The organism is Pseudomonas alkylphenolica (genome assembly GCF_000746525.1).
Lineage (GTDB): Bacteria > Pseudomonadota > Gammaproteobacteria > Pseudomonadales > Pseudomonadaceae > Aquipseudomonas > Aquipseudomonas alkylphenolica.
In genome coordinates, this window is the sequence record NZ_CP009048.1 from 3,246,300 (window position 1) to 3,265,284 (window position 18,985).

At 61.5% G+C, this 18,985-nt stretch carries 18 protein-coding genes and 1 pseudogene; 9 read left to right on the forward strand and 10 right to left on the reverse strand.

Going from position 1 to position 18,985, the window contains the following annotated elements:
- The first annotated feature begins 28 nt into the window (after positions 1-28).
- Together PSAKL28_RS14790 and PSAKL28_RS14795 are read left to right on the forward strand one after the other, a co-directional pair.
- Positions 29-1,258 carry an MFS transporter gene (locus tag PSAKL28_RS14790; RefSeq protein ID WP_038611784.1) on the forward strand — a complete coding sequence of 410 codons (1,230 nt, stop codon included), beginning with the start codon at positions 29-31 and terminating at the stop codon, positions 1,256-1,258.
- A gap of 58 nt (positions 1,259-1,316) precedes the next feature.
- A complete protein-coding gene (locus tag PSAKL28_RS14795) occupies positions 1,317-1,865 on the forward strand; it encodes a cupin domain-containing protein (protein WP_028941688.1) in 549 nt (182 codons plus the stop codon).
- Between the two features lie 380 nt (positions 1,866-2,245).
- On the opposite strand, the gene PSAKL28_RS14800 is transcribed toward PSAKL28_RS14795, so the two are convergent.
- A complete protein-coding gene (locus PSAKL28_RS14800; RefSeq protein ID WP_038611787.1) occupies positions 2,246-3,736 on the reverse strand; it encodes a DASS family sodium-coupled anion symporter in 1,491 nt (496 codons plus the stop codon).
- A gap of 363 nt (positions 3,737-4,099) precedes the next feature.
- Here PSAKL28_RS14800 and PSAKL28_RS14805 point away from each other — a divergent pair, with 363 nt between their 5' ends.
- On the forward strand, positions 4,100-4,432 hold the full coding sequence (locus PSAKL28_RS14805) for a hypothetical protein (protein WP_075226539.1): 333 nt from the start codon (positions 4,100-4,102) through the stop codon (positions 4,430-4,432).
- A gap of 111 nt (positions 4,433-4,543) precedes the next feature.
- Positions 4,544-4,966: a group II truncated hemoglobin gene (locus tag PSAKL28_RS14810; RefSeq protein WP_038611792.1), complete on the forward strand. Its 423-nt coding sequence runs from the start codon at positions 4,544-4,546 to the stop codon at positions 4,964-4,966.
- Here the strand turns inward: PSAKL28_RS14810 and PSAKL28_RS14815 are convergent.
- The 3 genes from PSAKL28_RS14815 to PSAKL28_RS14825 form a co-directional block, all read right to left on the reverse strand.
- Positions 4,957-5,259, reverse strand: a complete 303-nt coding sequence (locus tag PSAKL28_RS14815; RefSeq protein ID WP_038611795.1) for a hypothetical protein — start codon at positions 5,257-5,259, stop codon at positions 4,957-4,959. The genes PSAKL28_RS14810 and PSAKL28_RS14815 overlap by 10 nt on opposite strands.
- A 142-nt stretch (positions 5,260-5,401) precedes the next feature.
- A complete protein-coding gene (locus tag PSAKL28_RS14820; RefSeq protein WP_038611798.1) occupies positions 5,402-5,590 on the reverse strand; it encodes a hypothetical protein in 189 nt (62 codons plus the stop codon).
- Between the two features lie 224 nt (positions 5,591-5,814).
- A complete protein-coding gene (locus tag PSAKL28_RS14825) occupies positions 5,815-6,135 on the reverse strand; it encodes a YbjQ family protein (protein ID WP_038611801.1) in 321 nt (106 codons plus the stop codon).
- Between the two features lie 181 nt (positions 6,136-6,316).
- Here PSAKL28_RS14825 and PSAKL28_RS14830 point away from each other — a divergent pair, with 181 nt between their 5' ends.
- Both PSAKL28_RS14830 and PSAKL28_RS14835 read left to right on the forward strand, forming a co-directional pair.
- Positions 6,317-7,747 carry an MFS transporter gene (locus tag PSAKL28_RS14830; protein WP_038611804.1) on the forward strand — a complete coding sequence of 477 codons (1,431 nt, stop codon included), beginning with the start codon at positions 6,317-6,319 and terminating at the stop codon, positions 7,745-7,747.
- Between the two features lie 78 nt (positions 7,748-7,825).
- Positions 7,826-8,497 carry a helix-turn-helix transcriptional regulator gene (locus PSAKL28_RS14835; RefSeq protein ID WP_038616693.1) on the forward strand — a complete coding sequence of 224 codons (672 nt, stop codon included), beginning with the start codon at positions 7,826-7,828 and terminating at the stop codon, positions 8,495-8,497.
- On the opposite strand, the gene PSAKL28_RS14840 is transcribed toward PSAKL28_RS14835, so the two are convergent.
- The 5 genes and pseudogenes from PSAKL28_RS14840 to PSAKL28_RS14860 all read right to left on the reverse strand — a co-directional run bounded on the left by PSAKL28_RS14840 (position 8,478) and on the right by PSAKL28_RS14860 (position 14,890).
- Complete coding sequence (locus tag PSAKL28_RS14840; RefSeq protein ID WP_038611807.1) at positions 8,478-8,963, reverse strand: DUF2165 family protein; 486 nt, start codon at positions 8,961-8,963, stop codon at positions 8,478-8,480. The two genes, PSAKL28_RS14835 and PSAKL28_RS14840, sit on opposite strands and share 20 nt — an antisense overlap.
- 78 nt (positions 8,964-9,041) lie before the next feature.
- On the reverse strand, positions 9,042-9,932 hold the full coding sequence (locus PSAKL28_RS14845; RefSeq protein WP_038611809.1) for an EamA family transporter: 891 nt from the start codon (positions 9,930-9,932) through the stop codon (positions 9,042-9,044).
- Between the two features lie 110 nt (positions 9,933-10,042).
- Positions 10,043-11,059, reverse strand: a complete 1,017-nt coding sequence (cydB, locus tag PSAKL28_RS14850) for a cytochrome d ubiquinol oxidase subunit II (RefSeq protein ID WP_038611812.1) — start codon at positions 11,057-11,059, stop codon at positions 10,043-10,045.
- Between the two features lie 96 nt (positions 11,060-11,155).
- Positions 11,156-12,463 (reverse strand): annotated as a pseudogene (locus tag PSAKL28_RS14855) (cytochrome ubiquinol oxidase subunit I); the annotation flags it as partial.
- A gap of 102 nt (positions 12,464-12,565) precedes the next feature.
- Positions 12,566-14,890 (reverse strand): FdhF/YdeP family oxidoreductase, encoded by a 2,325-nt coding sequence (locus PSAKL28_RS14860; protein WP_038611817.1) that lies wholly within the window; start codon positions 14,888-14,890, stop codon positions 12,566-12,568.
- 364 nt (positions 14,891-15,254) lie between these two features.
- On the opposite strand from PSAKL28_RS14860, the gene moaA reads away from it, so the two are divergent.
- Entirely contained in the window at positions 15,255-16,286 is a 1,032-nt protein-coding gene (gene moaA / locus PSAKL28_RS14865; RefSeq protein WP_051939388.1) for a GTP 3',8-cyclase MoaA, read from the forward strand.
- A 10-nt stretch (positions 16,287-16,296) separates the two neighbouring features.
- Positions 16,297-17,196 (forward strand): bestrophin family protein, encoded by a 900-nt coding sequence (locus PSAKL28_RS14870; RefSeq protein ID WP_038611823.1) that lies wholly within the window; start codon positions 16,297-16,299, stop codon positions 17,194-17,196.
- A gap of 115 nt (positions 17,197-17,311) precedes the next feature.
- On the opposite strand, the gene moaB is transcribed toward PSAKL28_RS14870, so the two are convergent.
- Positions 17,312-17,857, reverse strand: a complete 546-nt coding sequence (gene moaB / locus PSAKL28_RS14875) for a molybdenum cofactor biosynthesis protein B (RefSeq protein WP_038611825.1) — start codon at positions 17,855-17,857, stop codon at positions 17,312-17,314.
- Positions 17,858-18,097: 240 nt separating this feature from the next.
- Here moaB and PSAKL28_RS14880 point away from each other — a divergent pair, with 240 nt between their 5' ends.
- On the forward strand, positions 18,098-18,985 hold the full coding sequence (locus tag PSAKL28_RS14880) for a LysR family transcriptional regulator (RefSeq protein WP_038611828.1): 888 nt from the start codon (positions 18,098-18,100) through the stop codon (positions 18,983-18,985).

The window sequence follows — 18,985 nt, forward strand, 5'->3', positions numbered from 1 at the left end:
AACGCTTGCCTCTAAGCCTTGGATAGCCATGAACAGCGCACAGGACCCTGCCCGACCCGCCCCGCTTGCCGCCACGCAAAGCAGCTTCGACCTGCGACCGCTGCTGTTTGCCAACATGGCCTGCACCATGGCGATGATGGCGTTTGTTTCCTTGATCGGCCCGATTGCCCGCACCCTGGGCCTGGCCACCTGGCAGGCCGGGGCGGCGGTGACCGTAGCCGGGGTGATCTGGATGTTGCTGGCGCGGCCTTGGGGCCAGGCCAGTGATCGCCTCGGCCGGCGGCGGGTGCTGTTGCTCGGCACCGCTGGCTTTACCCTGGCGTACTGGGCTTTGTGCCTGTTCATCGATACCGCCTTGAATCTGCTGCCCGGCGCCACCCTGGCCTTCATTGGCCTGATGCTCGGCCGCGGTTTGATTGGCGCGTTCTACGCCGCCCTGCCGGTGGGTGGCGCTGCGCTGATCGCTGACAACATCCCGCCACAGCATCGCGCCCGCACCCTGGCGTCGCTGGGTGCGGCCAACGCAATCGGCCTGGTGCTCGGCCCGGCGTTGGCGGCACTGCTGGCGCGCCACAGCCTGAGCCTGCCGTTCTATGCGATGGCGCTCCTGCCGATGCTGGCGTTTGTAGTGCTATTGCGCAAACTCAAGCGCCAGGAGCTACACCTCAAGCAACCGCCGCGTCCCGTGCGCCTGGCCGATCCGCGCTTGCGCCGACCGCTGCTGGTGGCTTTCGTGGCCATGCTCAGCGTTTCCGTCGCGCAGATCACCGTCGGCTTCTTCGCTCTGGATCGTTTGGGCATGAACCCGGCGGACGCGGCGCAGGCCGCGGGCATTGCCCTGACCATGGTCGGCGTGGCACTGATCCTGGCGCAACTGCTGGTCCGCGCGTTGCAGTGGCCGCCGCTGCGGATGATCCGCGTCGGTGCCAGCCTCTCGGCCCTGGGCTTTGCCGCTGCCGCCTTTGCCACCAGCGCCGAAATGCTCTGGGCCAGCTTTTTTGTTTCGGCCTGCGGCATGGGCTGGGTGTTCCCGGCCTTTTCGGCCTTGGCCGCCAATGCCATGGACGCCTCCGAACAAGGCGCCACGGCCGGTTCCATCGGTGCGGCGCAGGGCCTGGGAGTAGTCATCGGCCCCTTGGCCGGGACCTTGATCTACGCCGTCGATCCGCGCCTGCCCTACCTGATCGTGGCGGCGTTGCTGCTACTGGTCGGACTGTGGCCACACCCGCGTCAGTCGTCCGTACAGGCGGGCCGCTAAAGCATCACGGAATGTGCTTTAATGCTCCGCCAAAAAATTTTCGATATATAAGGCGGCTATGGACACGGGGACACGACTCAAACTGGTGCGTGAACGCAACAAACTCTCCCAGCGGGAGCTGGCCCGTCGTAGCGGGCTGACAAACTCGACGATTTCCCAGATCGAGCAAAATCGCGTCAGCCCCTCGGTCAGCTCCCTGAAAAAACTGCTCGAAGGCATTCCCATGTCCCTCGCGGAGTTTTTCAGCTTCGACGAGCCGCCGCGCGAAGAGCGCTTCGTGTTCCGCTCCACCGAACAACCCGACCTGGGCAACAGCGGCTTGCGCTTGCTGCTGGTCGGTGCCAGCGTCGAAGGTCGGCAGATGCGCATGCTGCGTGAACTGTACGCACCGGGTGCCGACTCCGGCGACGAACCGATCGTCCATGCCGAAGGCGAAGAATGCGGCCTGGTGACCCGTGGCACCATCGAACTGCGGGTGGATGGCCAGGTCAGCATCCTCAACTCCGGTGACGGCTACTACTTCCCGACCACCCTGCCGCACAGCTTCAAAAACATCGGCCCGGACGAAGCAGAAATCATCAGCGCCAACACCCCGGCAAACTTCTGACAAAAGCAAAAGCGCAGCGAATTGTGCTTTTGATCTTGATCTGCTTGTGATCTTGATCCACCGGCCCCGTTAACCAGTAGGGCCGAGTGGAGGTGTCGTGGAGGGGCTAGCGCGCAGCGCCTTCGGCGTTAGCCGAAGTTGCGAAGCGTAGAGTTGCTTGCAACTCGTAGCTCGCAATGCCCCGTAGCGACACCGCAAGGAGGGAACCCGAAGCGCAGCGTAGGGCCCCTGGTGGGGCAAGCCCTTTGCTTACTTTGGGGCGTCTGCCAAAGTAAGCCGCCGTAAGGGCGGAAAGGTGACTCAGCGCCACCTTGGCAAATGGATATGCCTACAAATTCGGGGGTCTCATCGCGGGGCAAGCCCGCTCCCAGCCCTTGCTCTTACATCCACCCCAACCAGTGCCACCAGGTCGCCGCAAACACCAGCATCAACAGATAGCCAATCACCGTCACCAGAATCCCCACCCGCGCAAACTGCTTGGCACTGAACGTCTCAGTCCCCAGGCACACCATGTTCTGCGGCGCATTGATCGGCAGAATAAAGCCATAACTGACCACAAACCCCAACGCCATGGTCATCCCCAGACGACTGAAATCCCCGGGCAAGGTCTGCAACACCGCAATCAGGATCGGCAACAGCGCCGAAGTCAGCGCCGTCGCACTGGCAAACCCCAGATGGATCAGAATCAAAAACGCCGCCAGGATCGAAAACACCCCCAGCGTGCCCAACTGATCCAGCCCGGTATTGGCCACCACCTGTGCGCCCAGCCATTGCCCCGCCTGGGTAGTCAGCAAGGTAGTCCCCAGACTGATCCCGACCCCGAAGACAATCACCGTGCCCCATGGAATCCGTGCTTGCACATCTTTCCAGGTCATCACCCCCAAGCGCGGCAGCAACAGAATCACCAGCCCGGCATAGGTGGTCGAAGTGGTATCGAAACTATGCAGCTTGCCCTCGGTGGCCCAGGCCAGCAGCAACAGCACCGACACCCCGAGCAAGCGCTTCTGCGCTCCGCTCATGGGCCCAAGCTCGGCCAGCGTCTTGTTCACGGCCTCCTTACCACCAGGAATGCTGTCACTCTCTGGCGGCAACAGTCTGAGCACGATGAAAATCAGCACCGCCGACATGATCACCGCCCACGGCGCACCAGCAATCAGCCAGTCGATCCACGACACCCGGGCACCGAGCATCTTGTCCATGAAGCCCACGGTCAGCAGGTTCTGCGCCGCCGCAGTCTGAATACCGATGTTCCAGATGCTGGTGCCCTGGGCCACGATGATCATGATCCCGGCGGCAATGTTGGAGCGCTTGTCGACGCCAAACGCGGCAATCACCCCCATCATGATCGGCACCACGCAGGCACTACGGGCGGTGGCACTGGGCACCACCAGGCTGAGCAGGATCGTCACCACCACCGCGCCGAGCAAAATGCGCCGGGTGCTGACGCCGACGCGGGACAGGGTCACCAGGGCGATACGCCGGTCCAGCCCGGTATGGGTCATGGCCGCAGCAATGAACAAGGCACCGACCACCAGCGCCAGGGCGCTATTGGAAAACCCGGTCAGCGCCAGGCTGATGGCTGCGGAGGAGCCGTAGGTTACCGAGGGATCGGCCACCGTCGGCGCCGTGCCGAGCAGGAAAGCCATCAACGAGGTGATCATGATCGCGCTGGCTTCGTACGACACCGCCTCGCTGATCCACACCACCACGGCAAACGCCAGAATCGCCAGAACCCGCTGCCCGGCCACCGGCAAGTCGGCCGGCAGCGGCAGTAACAACACGCCAATCAGGGCAGCAATCCCCAACAACAAACCAATCGGAACCTTGACCCGGGTGGATTGTGCACCCGGTGCGCTAGCCGACGAACTCATGGGAATCTCCCTACTATGCATGTGTGAACATGATCGGCCAGTTGCCATGGCGGCGAACTGATACGTATCAACAGCGGCGAATCAAGTATTGTCGGACAAGAATGTAGTGCTCGAAAAAAATCACTACAAAACCTATTGACGCCATTCGTCGGCCCTTGCATGATGAGGCCGTCTCCCCGATCGGGGACACTGGCAAGGGTGTTCCAGGCAGCTCGAAGGATCCATGAGCTGTATGCGGATGGGTACTGCCCAAAAGGCAGCGTGTAAAAGCCCCCAGTTGTGACGCTGCTGTAGCAGCTTTCTTTCTACGCTACATGACGTGCGCCGAGTTTGAACTCAACTACGAATGGTCAAGGGGGCTTTATGATGAATCTGAACAATCAACCGACTGTTGACGAACTGGCCCGGCTGTTCGCCGCGCGCAAGGACACACTCGACAGCCACATTCTCTGGGTATGCGAAGCCGGTGAAGTGCGCCTGGACAAGCTGGGGCCACTGACCGATGAAGCGCAGTTCGAGCAACGCACGCCGAACATGCGCGCCCGGTTGAAGATGTACCGTCGCGGCCAGGGCTACGTCGGCAAGAAAGCCGCCGCCGACACCCAGTATGTCGGTCGCGTTCTGCAGACCCTGCAACATGAGTGGGCCGAGCTGCAGGACAAACCAGGCGTTGCGGTAATCGACCGCCTCTGCTGAGAACAACAAAAGGCAACAGGCAATACATTGAAGCCCGATCCGCAAGGATCGGGCTTTTTTCATTCGCGCCCTACCCGGCTACAATGCCCTCTTTTAGCCTGGAGCCCACGCATGAACACTCCCGCATTCGGCACCGGCGATGCCTCCTACCAGGCCGCAGGCGGCATTGATGGCCTGCGTCGGCTAGTCGATGATTTCTACCGGTTCATGGATCAGGACCCGAGCGCCCGCGCGGTGCGTCAGATGCACCCGGACAACCTCGACAGCTCGCGGGACAAACTGGCCTGTTTTCTCAGTGGCTGGCTCGGCGGCCCGGCGTTGTTCAGCGAACGCTATGGATCGATCGCCATCCCGGCTTTCCATGCCCGTTGGCCGATCGATGAATCCCACAGTGAGATCTGGTTGAACTGCATGGCGCAGGCCATCGCTCTGCAAGGTTACTCACCGGCGTTTGCCGAGTACTTGCTGCGCCAGTTGCGCGTGCCGGCCCAGCGCATTGTCCAGGCCAGCCGCAACCGTCACGCTCAGGCCTGACGCCGCAATGGCGCCTGCTCCATGGGAAAGTCACCGGTGAGCAACGCCCGGGCCCGGTCCACACCCCAGACCATGGCGCGGGTCATGGTTTCGCCCGGGCGATTGTCGTAGTACTCCTCCACCATCGCCTTGCCATGGCGGGCGTATACACCGATGAACAATTGTGTAGCGCCGGTGCGCGACAACCTGACCTGAACATCAATGCTGGTACCGTCACTGAGTTGTTCGTCGTGGCTGCGACTGTGCAGCTGCGCGTCCGCCCATCTCCAGTAAGTTTCTTCCCTGATGCGCATCGGTTACCCCCTGTATTGATAGCAGCCGGACAAGTAAGACATACAAGTGCGCTACAGGCGAGCGCCCAAGCCCTAACCGTTGAGCAAGGTCAAACAATGCAGAAAAAACCCCGCAACAATGTGCGGGGTGATGTGAACCGGTTCACTTTTTCAGCGGGACCCTGGGCATGAAGCGGCCTTTCTTGGCGCGCTGCAGATGGCTCGGTCTGGCGTGTTCGGCGTCGTCCCGGGTCATATGGGCAAAACCCAGACGGAAATCCGCCTGACCGCAACGTACCTGGCTGTTGATGGGAAATTCGTCGCCATTGTCCTCGTGGTAGAACTCACTCATGCCCTGTCTCCCTCTGACAGCGAGCCCATACCGGCAAGCAGATGATTGCCCAGATAAGTATCGGCTCAAGTGATTCTGAGACTAGCCGGTCATTTGTGGACCACGCAGGCGGATAACAAAAAAGCCCGACCAATGGCCGGGACATTTTGTCGCACCCGGTAGGAGCGGGCTTGACCCGCGATGCGTTGTGGCTGACAGCCCGCAATCGCGGGGCAAGCCCGCTCCTACCGAAGCTTGACCGCGGTGCCGGTGACGAACACCACGACCATCCCGCCACGGGCCGACGGCATGCTGATCTCGTAATCCAGGCCGACCACGGCATCGGCCTGCAGGCTGCGGGCACGGGCCTTGATTTCATCGGTGGCCTGCTCGCGGGCTTCTTTCAAGGCGCTTTCCAGGGTTTGCGAACGGCCCCCGAAAAAGTCGCGAAAGCTGGCGAACACGTCGCGCACCACGTTGATACCCTGGACCGATTCGGCGCTGACCACGTCCAGGTAGGCGGCAATTTGCCGACCCTCGACAGTGCCTGTAGTGGTGATAATCATGCTGCTCTCCTTCCCTTCGGTCTTGCAGGTTGTACGCCGAGCCCATCCGGACCACGGCAAAAAACCGATGGTAACAAATGCCGAAGATCGTCCACCGGCTATTTATCCAAGCAATCATTTGTGTAATACGAGAGGCGCACCTAGACTTCCAGGCACTCATCACCTTGCGAAGGAACCGCACATGCCCTCACCGCCTACGCCGGCAAACGCCTCCTGGGCCGAACTGCTGCATGGCCGCAACGCCCTGCGTTCGATTGCGCTGGCCGGCGGGGTGGCGCTGCATGCGATCAACGTCTACATCGTCACCACCATCCTGCCGACCGTGATTGCCGACATCGGTGGATTGGCCTTCTATGCCTGGAGCACGACGCTGTTCGTGGTCACCTCGATCATCGGCTCGACCCTTTCGGCGCGGCTGCTCGAAGGCCTTGGACCACGGCGCGCGTTCCTCCTGGCCTTGGCCGTGTTCGCAGCAGGTTCAGCGCTCTGCGCGGCAGCCCCGAGCATGCCGGTGCTGCTGGCTGGCCGTAGCGTCCAGGGCCTGGGTGGCGGTATTCTGTTTGCCCTGAGCTATGCCCTGATCCGCCTGGTGTTCGATGCACGCCTATGGCCGCGCGCCATGGCCATGGTTTCCGGCATGTGGGGCCTGGCGACCCTCTGCGGCCCGGCCATCGGCGGCGTGTTTGCCGAGAGCGGACATTGGCGCTGGGCATTCTGGGCCTTGCTGCCAGTGATTGCGCTGCTGGCGGTAATCGTCATCACTCAGCTGAACAACACCCTCGCCGGCACCTCCAGCAGCTCACGCCCACCCTATGGTTTGATCGCCTGCCTGGTGGCCTCGGTGCTGGCTATTTCGGCGGCCAGCCTGTCCAGTCACCTGCTGTGGAACCTGCTCGGCATCGCTGCCGGTCTTGCCATCGCCGTGCTGATCGCCCGCCTTGACCGAGATCCCGAACGTCGCCTGCTACCCACCGGGGCCTACTCATTGGGCACCCGCCTGGGCGTGCTGTATGGGGTGATGTGTCTGTTGATTGCGGCCATGACCACCGAGATTTTCGTGCCCTATTTCCTCCAGCAGATCCATGGTCTCGGCCCCCTCGCCGCAGGCTACATGACCGCCGCCATGGCCGCTGGCTGGACCCTCGCCGCCCTGCTCAGCGCCAGCCGCACGGGCGATGCGGCCGAGCGGCTGATTCGCCTGGGGCCGGCGGTGATCGTCGCGGCGCTGCTGGCGCTGGCCTGGATGACCGCCCAGATCCACTGGCTGACCAGCGTGCTCGGCGTTGCCAGTTACTGCCTGGCCCTGGCCGGCGTTGGCCTGGGTATTGGGCTTGGCTGGCCGCACCTGTTGAGCCGGGTACTGAGCGCCGCACGCCCTGGCGAAGAAAACCTCGCTTCGGCGTCGATCACCACCGTGCAGCTGTATGCCACGGCCCTGGCTGCGGCGTTGGCCGGGCTGGTGAGCAACAGCGCCGGGTTGGTCGATCCCGGTGGCGTGGTCGGTGCCCAGCACGCTGCGTTGTGGTTGTTCGGCGTATTTGCCCTGGCCCCCGTGCTGACCCTGATACTGGTTCGGCGCATCACCGGCAGCCGCGGCCTGGCCCTGGCCTGATGCGCGGCGCAGAGCGGCATTTTCAGCGCTCATTCAATACAATCCTGGACTTTCCATGTGCATGACGACCGCCCTTCCATGACCCCGACCGCCACCGACGCCAGCAACTCCACCGCCGAGCGCATCCTGTTTCTGCTCAAGACCCGCGGCGCGCTGAAGACCACCGACCTGGCCAGCCTGCTGCAGATCAGCTTCGAGGCCGCGCGCCAACACGTTCAGAAGCTGCAGGCGGCGCAACTGATCAGCGGCATCAGCGCGCCAGCCAACGGCGCCGGTCGGCCCTCCCAGAAATGGTTACTGACCGAGACCGCGCAACGGCGCTTTCCGGATGCGCACAGTGTGCTGACCCTGCAACTGATCGAAAGCGTCGAACAGGTGTTCGGCAGCGACGGTGTCGAGCAACTGATCCAGCGCATGGAAGCGACCCACCGCGCCGAATACCAACAGGCCTGCAGCCAACTGCACAACCTGGAAGACAAGGTGCGCACCCTGGTGCAGTTGCGCGAACAGGCCGGCTATATGGCCGAAATGCAGGCCTGCGACAACGGCTGGCTGATCATCGAGAACCACTGCCCGATTTGCGTCGCCGCCAGCCGCTGTCAGGGTTTCTGCCGCTCGGAGCTGCAGGTGTTTCAAACGGTGCTCGGCGAACAGGCGCTGGTCGAACGTTGTGAACATCTGCTGTCGGGCCAACGCCGTTGTGTGTATCGGGTCAGCCCACGGCATTCCCCTACGCCCACGGCAGGTTGAACACCACAAAGGCTAGCAAGGCCCAGAGCACCAGCACCAGATGGGTCAGCTGCAAGCCTTCCTGACGAATCCAGTAACCGAACCAAAGGCCACCCAACAACATGCTGAAGGTAAAGCCGAGAAACGCGCTCAGCGCCAGGTTCAACCATGGGCGGGCCTGCATCAGATCGGTCTCGACCAGCAACAGGTAGTTGCCGGTCAGCGCGGCCCCTGCAGCGAGGACCTGCAGTACCAGCACCAGCAGCAAGGCGATGCGGTGCCAGCCAGGTGAATGCAGGGCGCGGCCGAGCAACGGGATGTCAATGGCCGGTTCCTGACGCAAGGGCGCCATGGCCATGGTCGCCCCTACTGCACCGACGGATGCGCGAAAGGCCTGAAGATTGTTGAGTACCGCAATACACAGCCAGAGACTCAAACCCGACGCGAGGATGGCCTGAAACAGCCACAGGGAGGTGTGCAAATCCATTTGATTGCCAGCCCCAATACACAAGTTGAAGCTTGGATATTAGGACTGCACCGGGCAATGCACAAGCTGCTGCCCTGTTCAGGCGTTGCCTTGCGCCGCGATTCGGGCAGCCAGCAAACGCGGGCCAAAGACATTGATCAGCAACCCGGCCATGACCAGCAGCGCACCCCAGCCCTGCATGGGCGTCAGGCGCTCACCCAGCAGCAGCGCCGACGAGCTCAAGCCCACCACCGGCACCAGCAACGAAAACGGTGCCACCTTGCCGGCCGGATAGCGCGACAACAACTGCCCCCACAAGCTATAGCCAAGCATGGTGGCGATAAATGCCAGGTATGCAAGAGACAGGATCGAACTCCAGCCAATCCCGCGCAGGGCGCTTTCGATCAGCGCCGGCCCTTCCAGCCACCAGGACAAGGCGAAGAACGGCAGCGGTGGAATCAGCCCGCCCCAGATCACCAGAGCGACCAGATCGATATTGCCGAAGCGCCGGGTAATGATATTGCCCATGGCCCACATCGACGCTGCACACAGCGTCAACAGCAACGCAAAGAACGGCACGCTGGCGCCGTTCTCGCTGCCGATCAGGGCCAATCCACCTGCCGCGACCAGCAGCCCCAGGACGCTGGCCGCACGCAGCCGCTCGCCCAGAAAGACCGCGGCAAAAAACAGGGTAAAAAAGGCCTGGGACTGTAGCACCAACGAAGCCAGCCCCGGTGGCATGCCATTGTTCATTGCCTCGAAGAGAAAGGCGAACTGCCCCAGCGAGATCGTTGCGCCATAGGCAATCAACCAGCGCCAGGGCAACTGTGGTCGTTTGACCAGCAACACCGCCGGGAACGCCACCAAGGCGAAGCGCAATGCCCCCAGCAACATCGGCGGCAGGCCGTCCAGGCCCACCTTGATCACCACGAAATTGACGCCCCAGACAACGATCACCACCAGTGCCAGCAGCAAGTCCTTTAACGGCATGTTCCCCATCCTGTTTTGTAATATTTCGCAACAGGGTAGACATTTTCAGGTGGGAGCGCATGCCTCTGTGGGAGCGGGCTTGCCCCGCGATGCGAAGGCCCTGAACGACCTCAGTGATAGGCGTCCCCCACCTTCACCTTGCCGCGAAACACGTGATAGCTCCAGAAGGTGTAGACGAGGATGACCGGAATGATGAACAGCGCCCCGATCAAGGCAAACAGCTGACTCGACGCTGGCGATGCGGCCTGCCACAGGCTGATCGCGGGCGGCACGATGTTCGGCCAGATGCTGATGGCCAGTCCCAGATAGCCGAGGAACACCAAGGCAACCACCGCAATGAACGGCCAGTGCGAGTGACGTTTGCGCAAGCTCTTCTGGATCACCAGCACTGCAGCCACGGCCAGCACGGCAATGGCAGCAGAACGCAGCCAGTGACTGCCAGCGAACCAGCGCTGGGCGATATCGTCATGGATCATTGCCGTCCAGCCACAGATGATCGCAATGACCAGTGCCAGCAGGTACGCCAGCGGACGGCTGTAGTGACGCATGCGCGACTCGAGCATGCCCTCGGTCTTGATCAGCAGCCAGGTGCTGCCCAACAGTGCGTAGGTCAGGATCAGGCCCAGGCCACAGAACAGCGGGAATGGCGCCAGCCAGTCCAGGGCGCTGCCGGCAAACTGACGGTCGACCACCGGGATGCCACTGATGTAGGTACCGATTGCCACCCCCTGAAAAAAAGTCGCCAGGATCGAACCACCAATAAATGCTTTATCCCACCAGTGACGCTTTTGCGCGCTCGCCTTGAAGCGAAACTCGAACGCCACGCCACGAAAGATCAGCCCGGCCAGCGCCAGCACCAACGGCAGATAGAGCGCCTCGAGGATCACCGAATAGGCCAACGGAAACGCTCCGTACAACGCCGCCGCACCGAGCACCGCCCAGGTCTCGTTACCATCCCAGACCGGCGCGACGGTATTCATCATCACATCGCGCTCGCTGGCGTCGGAAATCAGCGGAAAAAGGATGCCCAGCCCCAGGTCAAAGCCATCCATGATCACGTACATCATCAGGCCGAAGGCGATGATGACTGCCCAGATGATCGACAGGTCGATACCTTGAATTGCCATGTTCCAGTCCCTCTCAGTCGGCGGCAGACAGCAGTCTGCGGGAAGTTGCTAGCAGGGTCTCGGTAGGTGTGACGTCATGCGCCGCACAGGCCTTCGGCCCTTGCGGACCAGGCGCATCATGTAGCCAATGCCAACGGTGAACACCGAGAAGTAAATGACCACGAACAGTGCCAGGGTCACGCTCATCTGCATGGCACTGTGATTGGACGCCGCTTGCGTGGTGCGCATCAGGCCGTAGACCACCCAGGGCTGACGCCCCACTTCGGTGGTGAACCAGCCGGCCAGCAGGGCAATCAGACCGGAGGGCCCCATCAGCAGGGCGAACCGCAGGAACAGCCTGTTGCGATACAGAGCACCATTGCGCCGCAGCACCAGGGCCAGCAGTGCGCAGCCAAGCATCAACATGCCGAGCCCGGCCATGATCCGGAAACTCCAGAAAATGATGGTGGAGTTGGGCCGGTCCTGTTTGGCAAAGTTCTTGAGCGCCGGGATCTGTTTGTCCAGGCTGTGGGTGAGGATCAGGCTGCCCAGGTAGGGGATTTCGATGTTGTAGTGCGTGGTCTCGGCGTCCATGTCTGGCAACCCGAACAGCACCAGCGGTGACGGCTCGCCGGGCTTGTTCTCCCAGTGGCCTTCGATTGCCGCGATTTTCGCCGGTTGATGCTTGAGGGTGTTCAGACCATGGGCATCACCGACGACGATCTGCACCGGCGTGGCAATCAGGATCATCCACATGGCCATCGACAGCATTTTCCTTATCTGCGCCGAGTCGTTGCCGCGCAGCAGGTGCCAGGCCGCCGAGGCGCCAACAAACAGCGCGGTGGACAGAAACGCCGCCAGCGCCATGTGCATCAGGCGATAAGGGAACGACGGGTTGAAGACGATCTTGAACCAGTCCACCGGTGCCACCCGGCCATCAATGATCTCGATCCCCTGCGGTGTCTGCATCCAGCTGTTGGACGACAAGATCCAGAACATCGAGATCAGCGTACCGATGGCCACCATCACCGTGGCAAAGAAATGCAGGCGCCGCCCCACCCGGTCCCAACCAAACAGCATCACCCCGAGGAATCCGGCCTCGAGGAAGAACGCGGTGAGTACTTCGTAGGTCAGCAGTGGCCCGGTGACGCTGCCAGCGAAGTCAGAGAAGCGCGCCCAATTGGTGCCGAACTCGTAGGCCATGACCAGCCCCGAGACCACGCCCATGCCGAAATTGACGGCAAATATCTTCGACCAGAAATGGTAGAGGTCTTTGTAGACCCGGTTATTGCTCTTCAGCCAGCAACCTTCGAGCACGGCCAGAAAACTGGCCAGGCCGATGGTGATGGCCGGGAAGATGATGTGGAACGAGACGGTGAACGCGAATTGAATCCGCGCCAGGTCCAACGCACCCAGAGTGTTCATGAGGAAATCCTTGCAGACGCGCGCACGCCCGGACACGGCAGCCCGCTGGAGCTGCCGTGGGCGCTCAACGCTTCAAGTCAAATAACGCAAACGGCGTAACGATCAGAGGTTCGCCGACGCAATCCGGTTGTTGTCCCGCGCCTTCTCAAGCTTGATGGCGATGAACTTCGAGGTTGGCGTGAATGTGCGGTCGCCGTAGCTTTCCAGCGGCACCAGTGGATTGGTCTCCGGGTAGTACGCTGCGGCCTGGCCGCAGGGAATGTCGTAGGCCACCAGGGTAAAGCCGCTTACACGGCGCTCGCGGTCATCCTCCCAGAGCGACACCAGGTCGACCTTCTCGTTGGGTTTGAAGCCCAGGCGGCGAATGTCCTGCTCATTGGCAAAGATCACTTCACGCAGGCCAAACACGCCGCGATAACGGTCATCCAGGCCATACAAGGTGGTGTTGTACTGGTCATGGGAGCGCAGGGTCTGCAGCACCAGATCAGGCTTGTCGCCACGCGCCAGCACCGCCTCATTGATCAACTGCTCCGGCAACAGGCTCGGGGTGAACTGGGCCTTGCCAGAGGCGGTGTTCCACTGCCGTTCGGCGGCGGGGTTACCCAGATGGAAGCCACCGGGATGCTGCAATCGGGCGTTGAAATCTTCGAAGCCTGGAATGGTGTCGGCGATCAGGTCACGAATACGGCTGTAGTCGGCCACGGCCCATTCCCAATCGATCGGCCGGTCGCCCAAGGTGGCCTTGGCAATACCGGCAATGATCGATGGCTCCGAACGTTGCAGCGGCGAGCTCGGTTTGAGCTGGCCGTAGGAGATATGCACCATGCTGAAGGTGTCTTCCACGGTAACGCCCTGCGGGCCTTCAGCCTGCACATCGATTTCGGTGCGCCCAAGGCACGGCAGGATCAACGCATCACGACCGGTGACCAGGTGCGATCGATTGAGCTTGGTGGCGATGTGCACGGTCAGCTCGCAGTTGCGCAAGGCGTCGTGAGTGCGCGGCGTATCCGGCGTAGCCTGAGCGAAGTTGCCGCCCAGGGCGATGAACACCTTGGCACGTTTTTCCTCCATCGCCTGGATCGCCAGCACCGCGTTATGGCCATGCGCGCGTGGCACCTGAAAGCGAAAACGCTGCTCCAGGGCATCAAGCAGCCGCGCGGGCGGTTGCTCGTCGATGCCCATGGTGCGGTCTCCCTGTACGTTGCTGTGACCGCGCACCGGCGACAGCCCGGCCCCCGGTTTGCCGACGTTGCCGCGCAGCAGTTGCAGGTTGATGATTTCCTGCACGGTGGGCACCGAATGGCGGTGCTGGGTAACGCCCATCGCCCAGCACATCACCACCCGCTCGGCACGCCGGTACATGCGCGCCGCCAGTTCCAGCTCGGCCAGGCTCAAGCCGGATTGCTCGACAATATGCGCCCAGCTGGTGGCATCGACCTGCGCCAGGTAGGCATCCACGCCCGAGGTATGCTCGGCGATAAAGGCATGGTCGAACACCGCCGGTTCGCCATTGGCCTGGGCCTCACGCTCCCACTTGAGCAGGAACTTGGCGATACCGCGCATTACCGCCATGTCGCCGCCCAAGGCAGGCCGAAAGTACGCGGTGTTGGTCGGCTCGGAGCCATTGCTGAGCATTTCGAAAGGATGCTGCGGATGCTGAAAACGTTCCAGGCCGCGCTCCTTGAGCGGGTTGAAGCAGACCACCTGGGCGCCACGTTTGACCGCTTCGCGCAGCGGTTCGAGCATGCGCGGGTGGTTGGTGCCGGGGTTCTGGCCGATGACGAAAATCGCGTCCGCCTCCTCCAGGTCGTGGAACACCACAGTGCCCTTGCCTACCCCGAGGGTTTCGCCCATCCCTACGCCGCTGGCCTCGTGGCACATGTTCGAGCAGTCGGGGAAGTTATTGGTGCCGAAGGCCCGTACGAACAGCTGGTAGAGGAACGCCGCCTCGTTACTGGCGCGACCGGAGGTGTAGAACTCGGCCTGGTCGGGCGAGTCGAGGCCGTTGAGGTGTTGCGCGACCAGGGTAAAGGCCTCCTCCCACGAGGTTTCGACGTAATGATCGGTGGCCGCGTCATAGCGCATCGGGTGTGTCAGGCGGCCCTGGTATTCGAGCCAGTAGTCGCTCTGCCCGGCGAGCGCGCTGACGCTGTAGCGCGAGAAGAACGTCGGGTCGACAGCGCGACCGGTGGACTCCCAGTTGACCGCCTTGGCACCGTTCTCACAGAACTTGACCATGCCATCGTCAGGCGACTCGCCCCAGGCACAACCCGGGCAATCGAAGCCGCCGTTCTGGTTGGTCTTGAGCATCACCCGCAGGTTCTTGAAAGCATTCTCACTGCCCAGCCAGCTCTTGGTAACGCTTTTCAGCGCGCCCCAACCGGCTGCCGGGGCATTATAATTTTTGATGTGTTCGTCTTGACTCATCAGGGTATTCCTCAATATGCACGCAGAGATTAATTAATCTCAAGGCAAGGGCCGCTATACGGCTAAATCAAGCTGCCATATAAACAACAATCAGCCGGACACTAACTGCCTTCCCGTTTCATTTACCCTTTCAGGCTATTGAGCCAATTCCTACGCGTCCAATCGAAAGTAATTACAGACCGATCAAAACCCTCTATCACAGCCACAAGCCACAGAATACGGGGCTCACAGCAGTGATAGACGACACTTATCAATTAGTCACTAAAAGCAATTTGACGTCCCCCCCGCAGCTCCCTATGCTCGATACAAGACACCCTGATTATTTAATTTATTTGCACCCCATGCGTTCACCGCAATAACCGACATGAAATTAAAAGAGGTAATCGCAACCGTGAATGCAAACGACACTACATTGGTCGATGGCTTCAATAGAAAGATTGATTACCTGAGGATGTCGGTGACCGATCGTTGCGATTTCCGTTGCGTCTACTGCATGGCTGAAGACATGCAGTTCCTGCCGCGCCAACGCATTCTGACCCTTGAAGAGCTGTATCAAGTGGCCGAGCGTTTCGTCGCCATGGGCACCCGCAAGATCCGCCTGACCGGCGGTGAGCCACTGGTGCGCAGCGGCATTGTCGAGCTGTGCACACGCGTCGCGGCGCTGCCGGGGTTGCGCGAGCTGTGCATGACCAGCAATGGCTCACAACTCGGACGCCTGGCCAAACCCTTGTTCGATGCCGGGCTGTCGCGCCTGAACATCAGCCTCGACAGCCTCGACCCGCAGCGCTTCAAAGCGCTTACCCGCACCGGCGATCTGCATCAGGTGATCGCTGGTATCGACGCCGCACACACAGCCGGCTTTCGCCGCACCAAACTCAATTGCGTGGTGCTCAAGGGCCGCAACGACGGCGAAATCAATGACCTGGTGCGCTTTGCCATCGACCGCGAGCTGGACATTTCCTTCATCGAAGAAATGCCTCTGGGGGTCATCAGTGAGCACCAGCGCAGCGAGTCCTACTGCTCGAGCGATGAAGTCCGCGCGCGCATCGCGGAACAATTCACCTTGATCGAATCGGCTGAATCCACCCAGGGCCCTTCACGTTACTGGCGCCTGGCCGAAGCGCCGCAGATTCGCATCGGTTTCATTTCGCCCCACAGCCATAACTTCTGCGGCAGCTGCAACCGCGTGCGCCTGACCGTCGAAGGCCGTTTGTTGCTGTGTCTGGGCAACGAGCACGCCAGCGACCTGAAGCAGGTGCTGCGCGCGCACCCCGGCGACAGCGCCCGGCTGGACAAGGCCATTCGCGACGCCATGACCCTCAAGCCCTACCGTCACCACTTCGACATCAACGGCGACGTGCAGATCCTGCGCTTCATGAACATGACCGGCGGCTAACGGAACCCTGATGATCGTTCACCCCAAACCCAACCTGCTCAACGTCCTGATCTCCCTCAAAGGTTCGATAGCCAAGCGCATCGCCCGGCGCACTGTCATGGTCACCGCACTGGCTTCGCTGATCGTCCTGATCGAGAACCTGCACCCGGCGCTGTTTTCCCGGGTCAACGCCACGCCCTTCACGTTGCTCGGCATCTCGCTGTCGATTTTCATGAGCTTTCGCAACAACGCCTGCTACGAGCGCTGGTGGGAAGGCCGCAAAGCCTGGGGTCAGGTGATCATCGAAATACGCTCGTTCATTCGCGAAAGCTGCATCATCACCGATCGGCAACTGCGCGAAAGCCTGCTGCTGAATCTGTGCGGTTATGCCCATGCGCTGAACGCCAGGTTACGAGGCGAAGACGAACAGCACGTCGCGCGCAAATGGGTGCCTGGTGTATCCGCCCTGCCCGCTCACAACATCAGCGATGCAATCCTGCAAGAGACAGGCAGGATCTGTTCGCGTCTGGCCGAAGAAAACACCATCAGTGAATGGCGCTACATGGCACTTGAGCAGCGCTTGCATGGGCTGTCCGAAGCCCAGGCCGTTTGTGAGCGGATCAAAAGCACACCCTTGCCCTTCCCCTACACCTTGCTGCTGCACCGCACGATCTACATCTTCTGCGTGCTGCTGCCGTTCGCCATGGCCCAGCCGCTGGGTTGGCTGGCGCCGATCTTCACGGCGATTGTCAGCTACACCTTCTTCGGCCTGGACGCCATCAGCGATGAACTGGAAGACCCGTTCGGGCACGATGAAAACGACCTGCCTACCGATGCCATGGTGCGTACGATCGAACGGGAAATTCTCTCAGCAGCAGGTCACACCGACCTGCCCGCGCCCCTGCAGCCAGTGGACTTCGTCCTCAGTTGAGGGCATAGGGTGGGAGCGGGCTTGCTGTGGGAGCGGGCTTGCCCCGCGATTGCGGTCTGTCAGCCAAATCGTATCGCGGGGCAAGCCCGCTCCCACTGGCATCCCCCACCCTTGTTCATTGCTCTTGACGCGACCCACACAGATTGCCGGGCTTGAGGTGGGCAACAAAGTTGCAGGGACGGTGACGGGCATCGAGCTGCTCGGCCAGGATGCCTTCCCACGCCGTGCGGCAGGCACCGGTCGAGCCCGGCAGGCAGCACACCAGCGTGCCATTGGCCAGCCCGGCCAAAGCGCGGGTCTGCACCGTGGAGGTACCGATATCGAGGATCGACAAGGCACGGAACAACTCGCCAAATCCGTCGATATGCTTGTCGAGCAAACAGGCCACCGCCTCGGGGGTGCTGTCGCGGGCGGTAAAACCGGTGCCACCGGTCACCAGCACCACCTGCACCTGGTCGTCGGCGATCCAGGTCGCCACCTGCGCACGGATTTTGTAGACATCGTCCTTGACCAGCTCACGGGCCACCAGGCGATGGCCCATTTCCACGGCGCGAGTCGCCAGCAATTCGCCGGAGGTGTCGGTCGCAAAAGTGCGGGTATCACTGACGGTCAGTACGGCGATGTTGACCGGTACAAAAACCGCATCCATTTTCACACTCATGTAATAGCCTCAGGGTCGAAGAGTAATCTTCGGGGAAACTAGTGACTAAAACAAAAGCCGTCCAATCGATAGTTCACAACAGCCTATCGACACCCTCTATTGGCGAAACACCACAACCACCCGCTTGATCGACCGCACTTATCAGCCGGTCACTCATACTCATTGGACGCACTTTTGCCCTGCGCGTAGGGTTGCGTAACCACACTATGCTCAACCCCATACCACTTGCCAGGCCGCGCCATGGACATCAAACAACTCAAGTTTCTCATCGCCCTGGATCAGACCAGACACTTCGGCCAGGCCGCTGCGCTGTGCCACGTCACCCAGCCGACGCTGTCCATGCGCCTGCGCAACCTGGAGGACGAGCTGGACCTGGTGCTGGTAACCCGCGGCCAACGTTTTGAAGGTTTCACCGAAGCCGGCGAGCGCATTCTGGCCTGGGCCCGGACCCTGCTGGCGGCCTACGACGGCCTGCAGGCCGAAGCTGCCAGCTGCCGCGGGCAGATCGTCGGCAACCTGCGCCTGGGCATGGTGCCGTTGTCGAGCATCAACCCGATGAGCTTCCTCACGCCCCTGGCCCAGCGCTACCCAGAGCTGCATTTCCAGCTCTCGTCACTGAGCTCGGAACAGGTCATCGATGGTTTGAGCCGCAACCAGCTCGACCTCGGTATCTGCTATCTGGACCAGATCAACACCAGCTTCTTCGAGGTCATCGAACTGGGCGCTACCAGCATGGGCCTGCTGTACGACACGCGCCACTACCACTTTGACCAGCCCGAACTGCCGTGGGAGGCAGTCAGCGATATACCCCTGGGGATGCTGTCCAAGGGCATGCACTACCGCCAGTCAGTCGACCTGAGTTTCAGAAGCCGGGGCCTGCACCCGCAACCGGTGCTGGAGAGCGACTCCACCTACCAGTTGATCCAGGCGATCTGCGCCGGCATCTGCTGCGCGATCATGCCGCTGCACAGCGGCCTGGATGAACTGAGCGAGCACATTCGTATCGTGCCGATTGCCAGCGCCAGCGTGCATGCTCCGATCGGCCTGCTGCTGCGCCGTAGCGAACCGCGCTCGGCCCTCGCGGAGAAGTGCTTTGCCGAAGTCAAAGCACTGCTCGACAGCCACTGA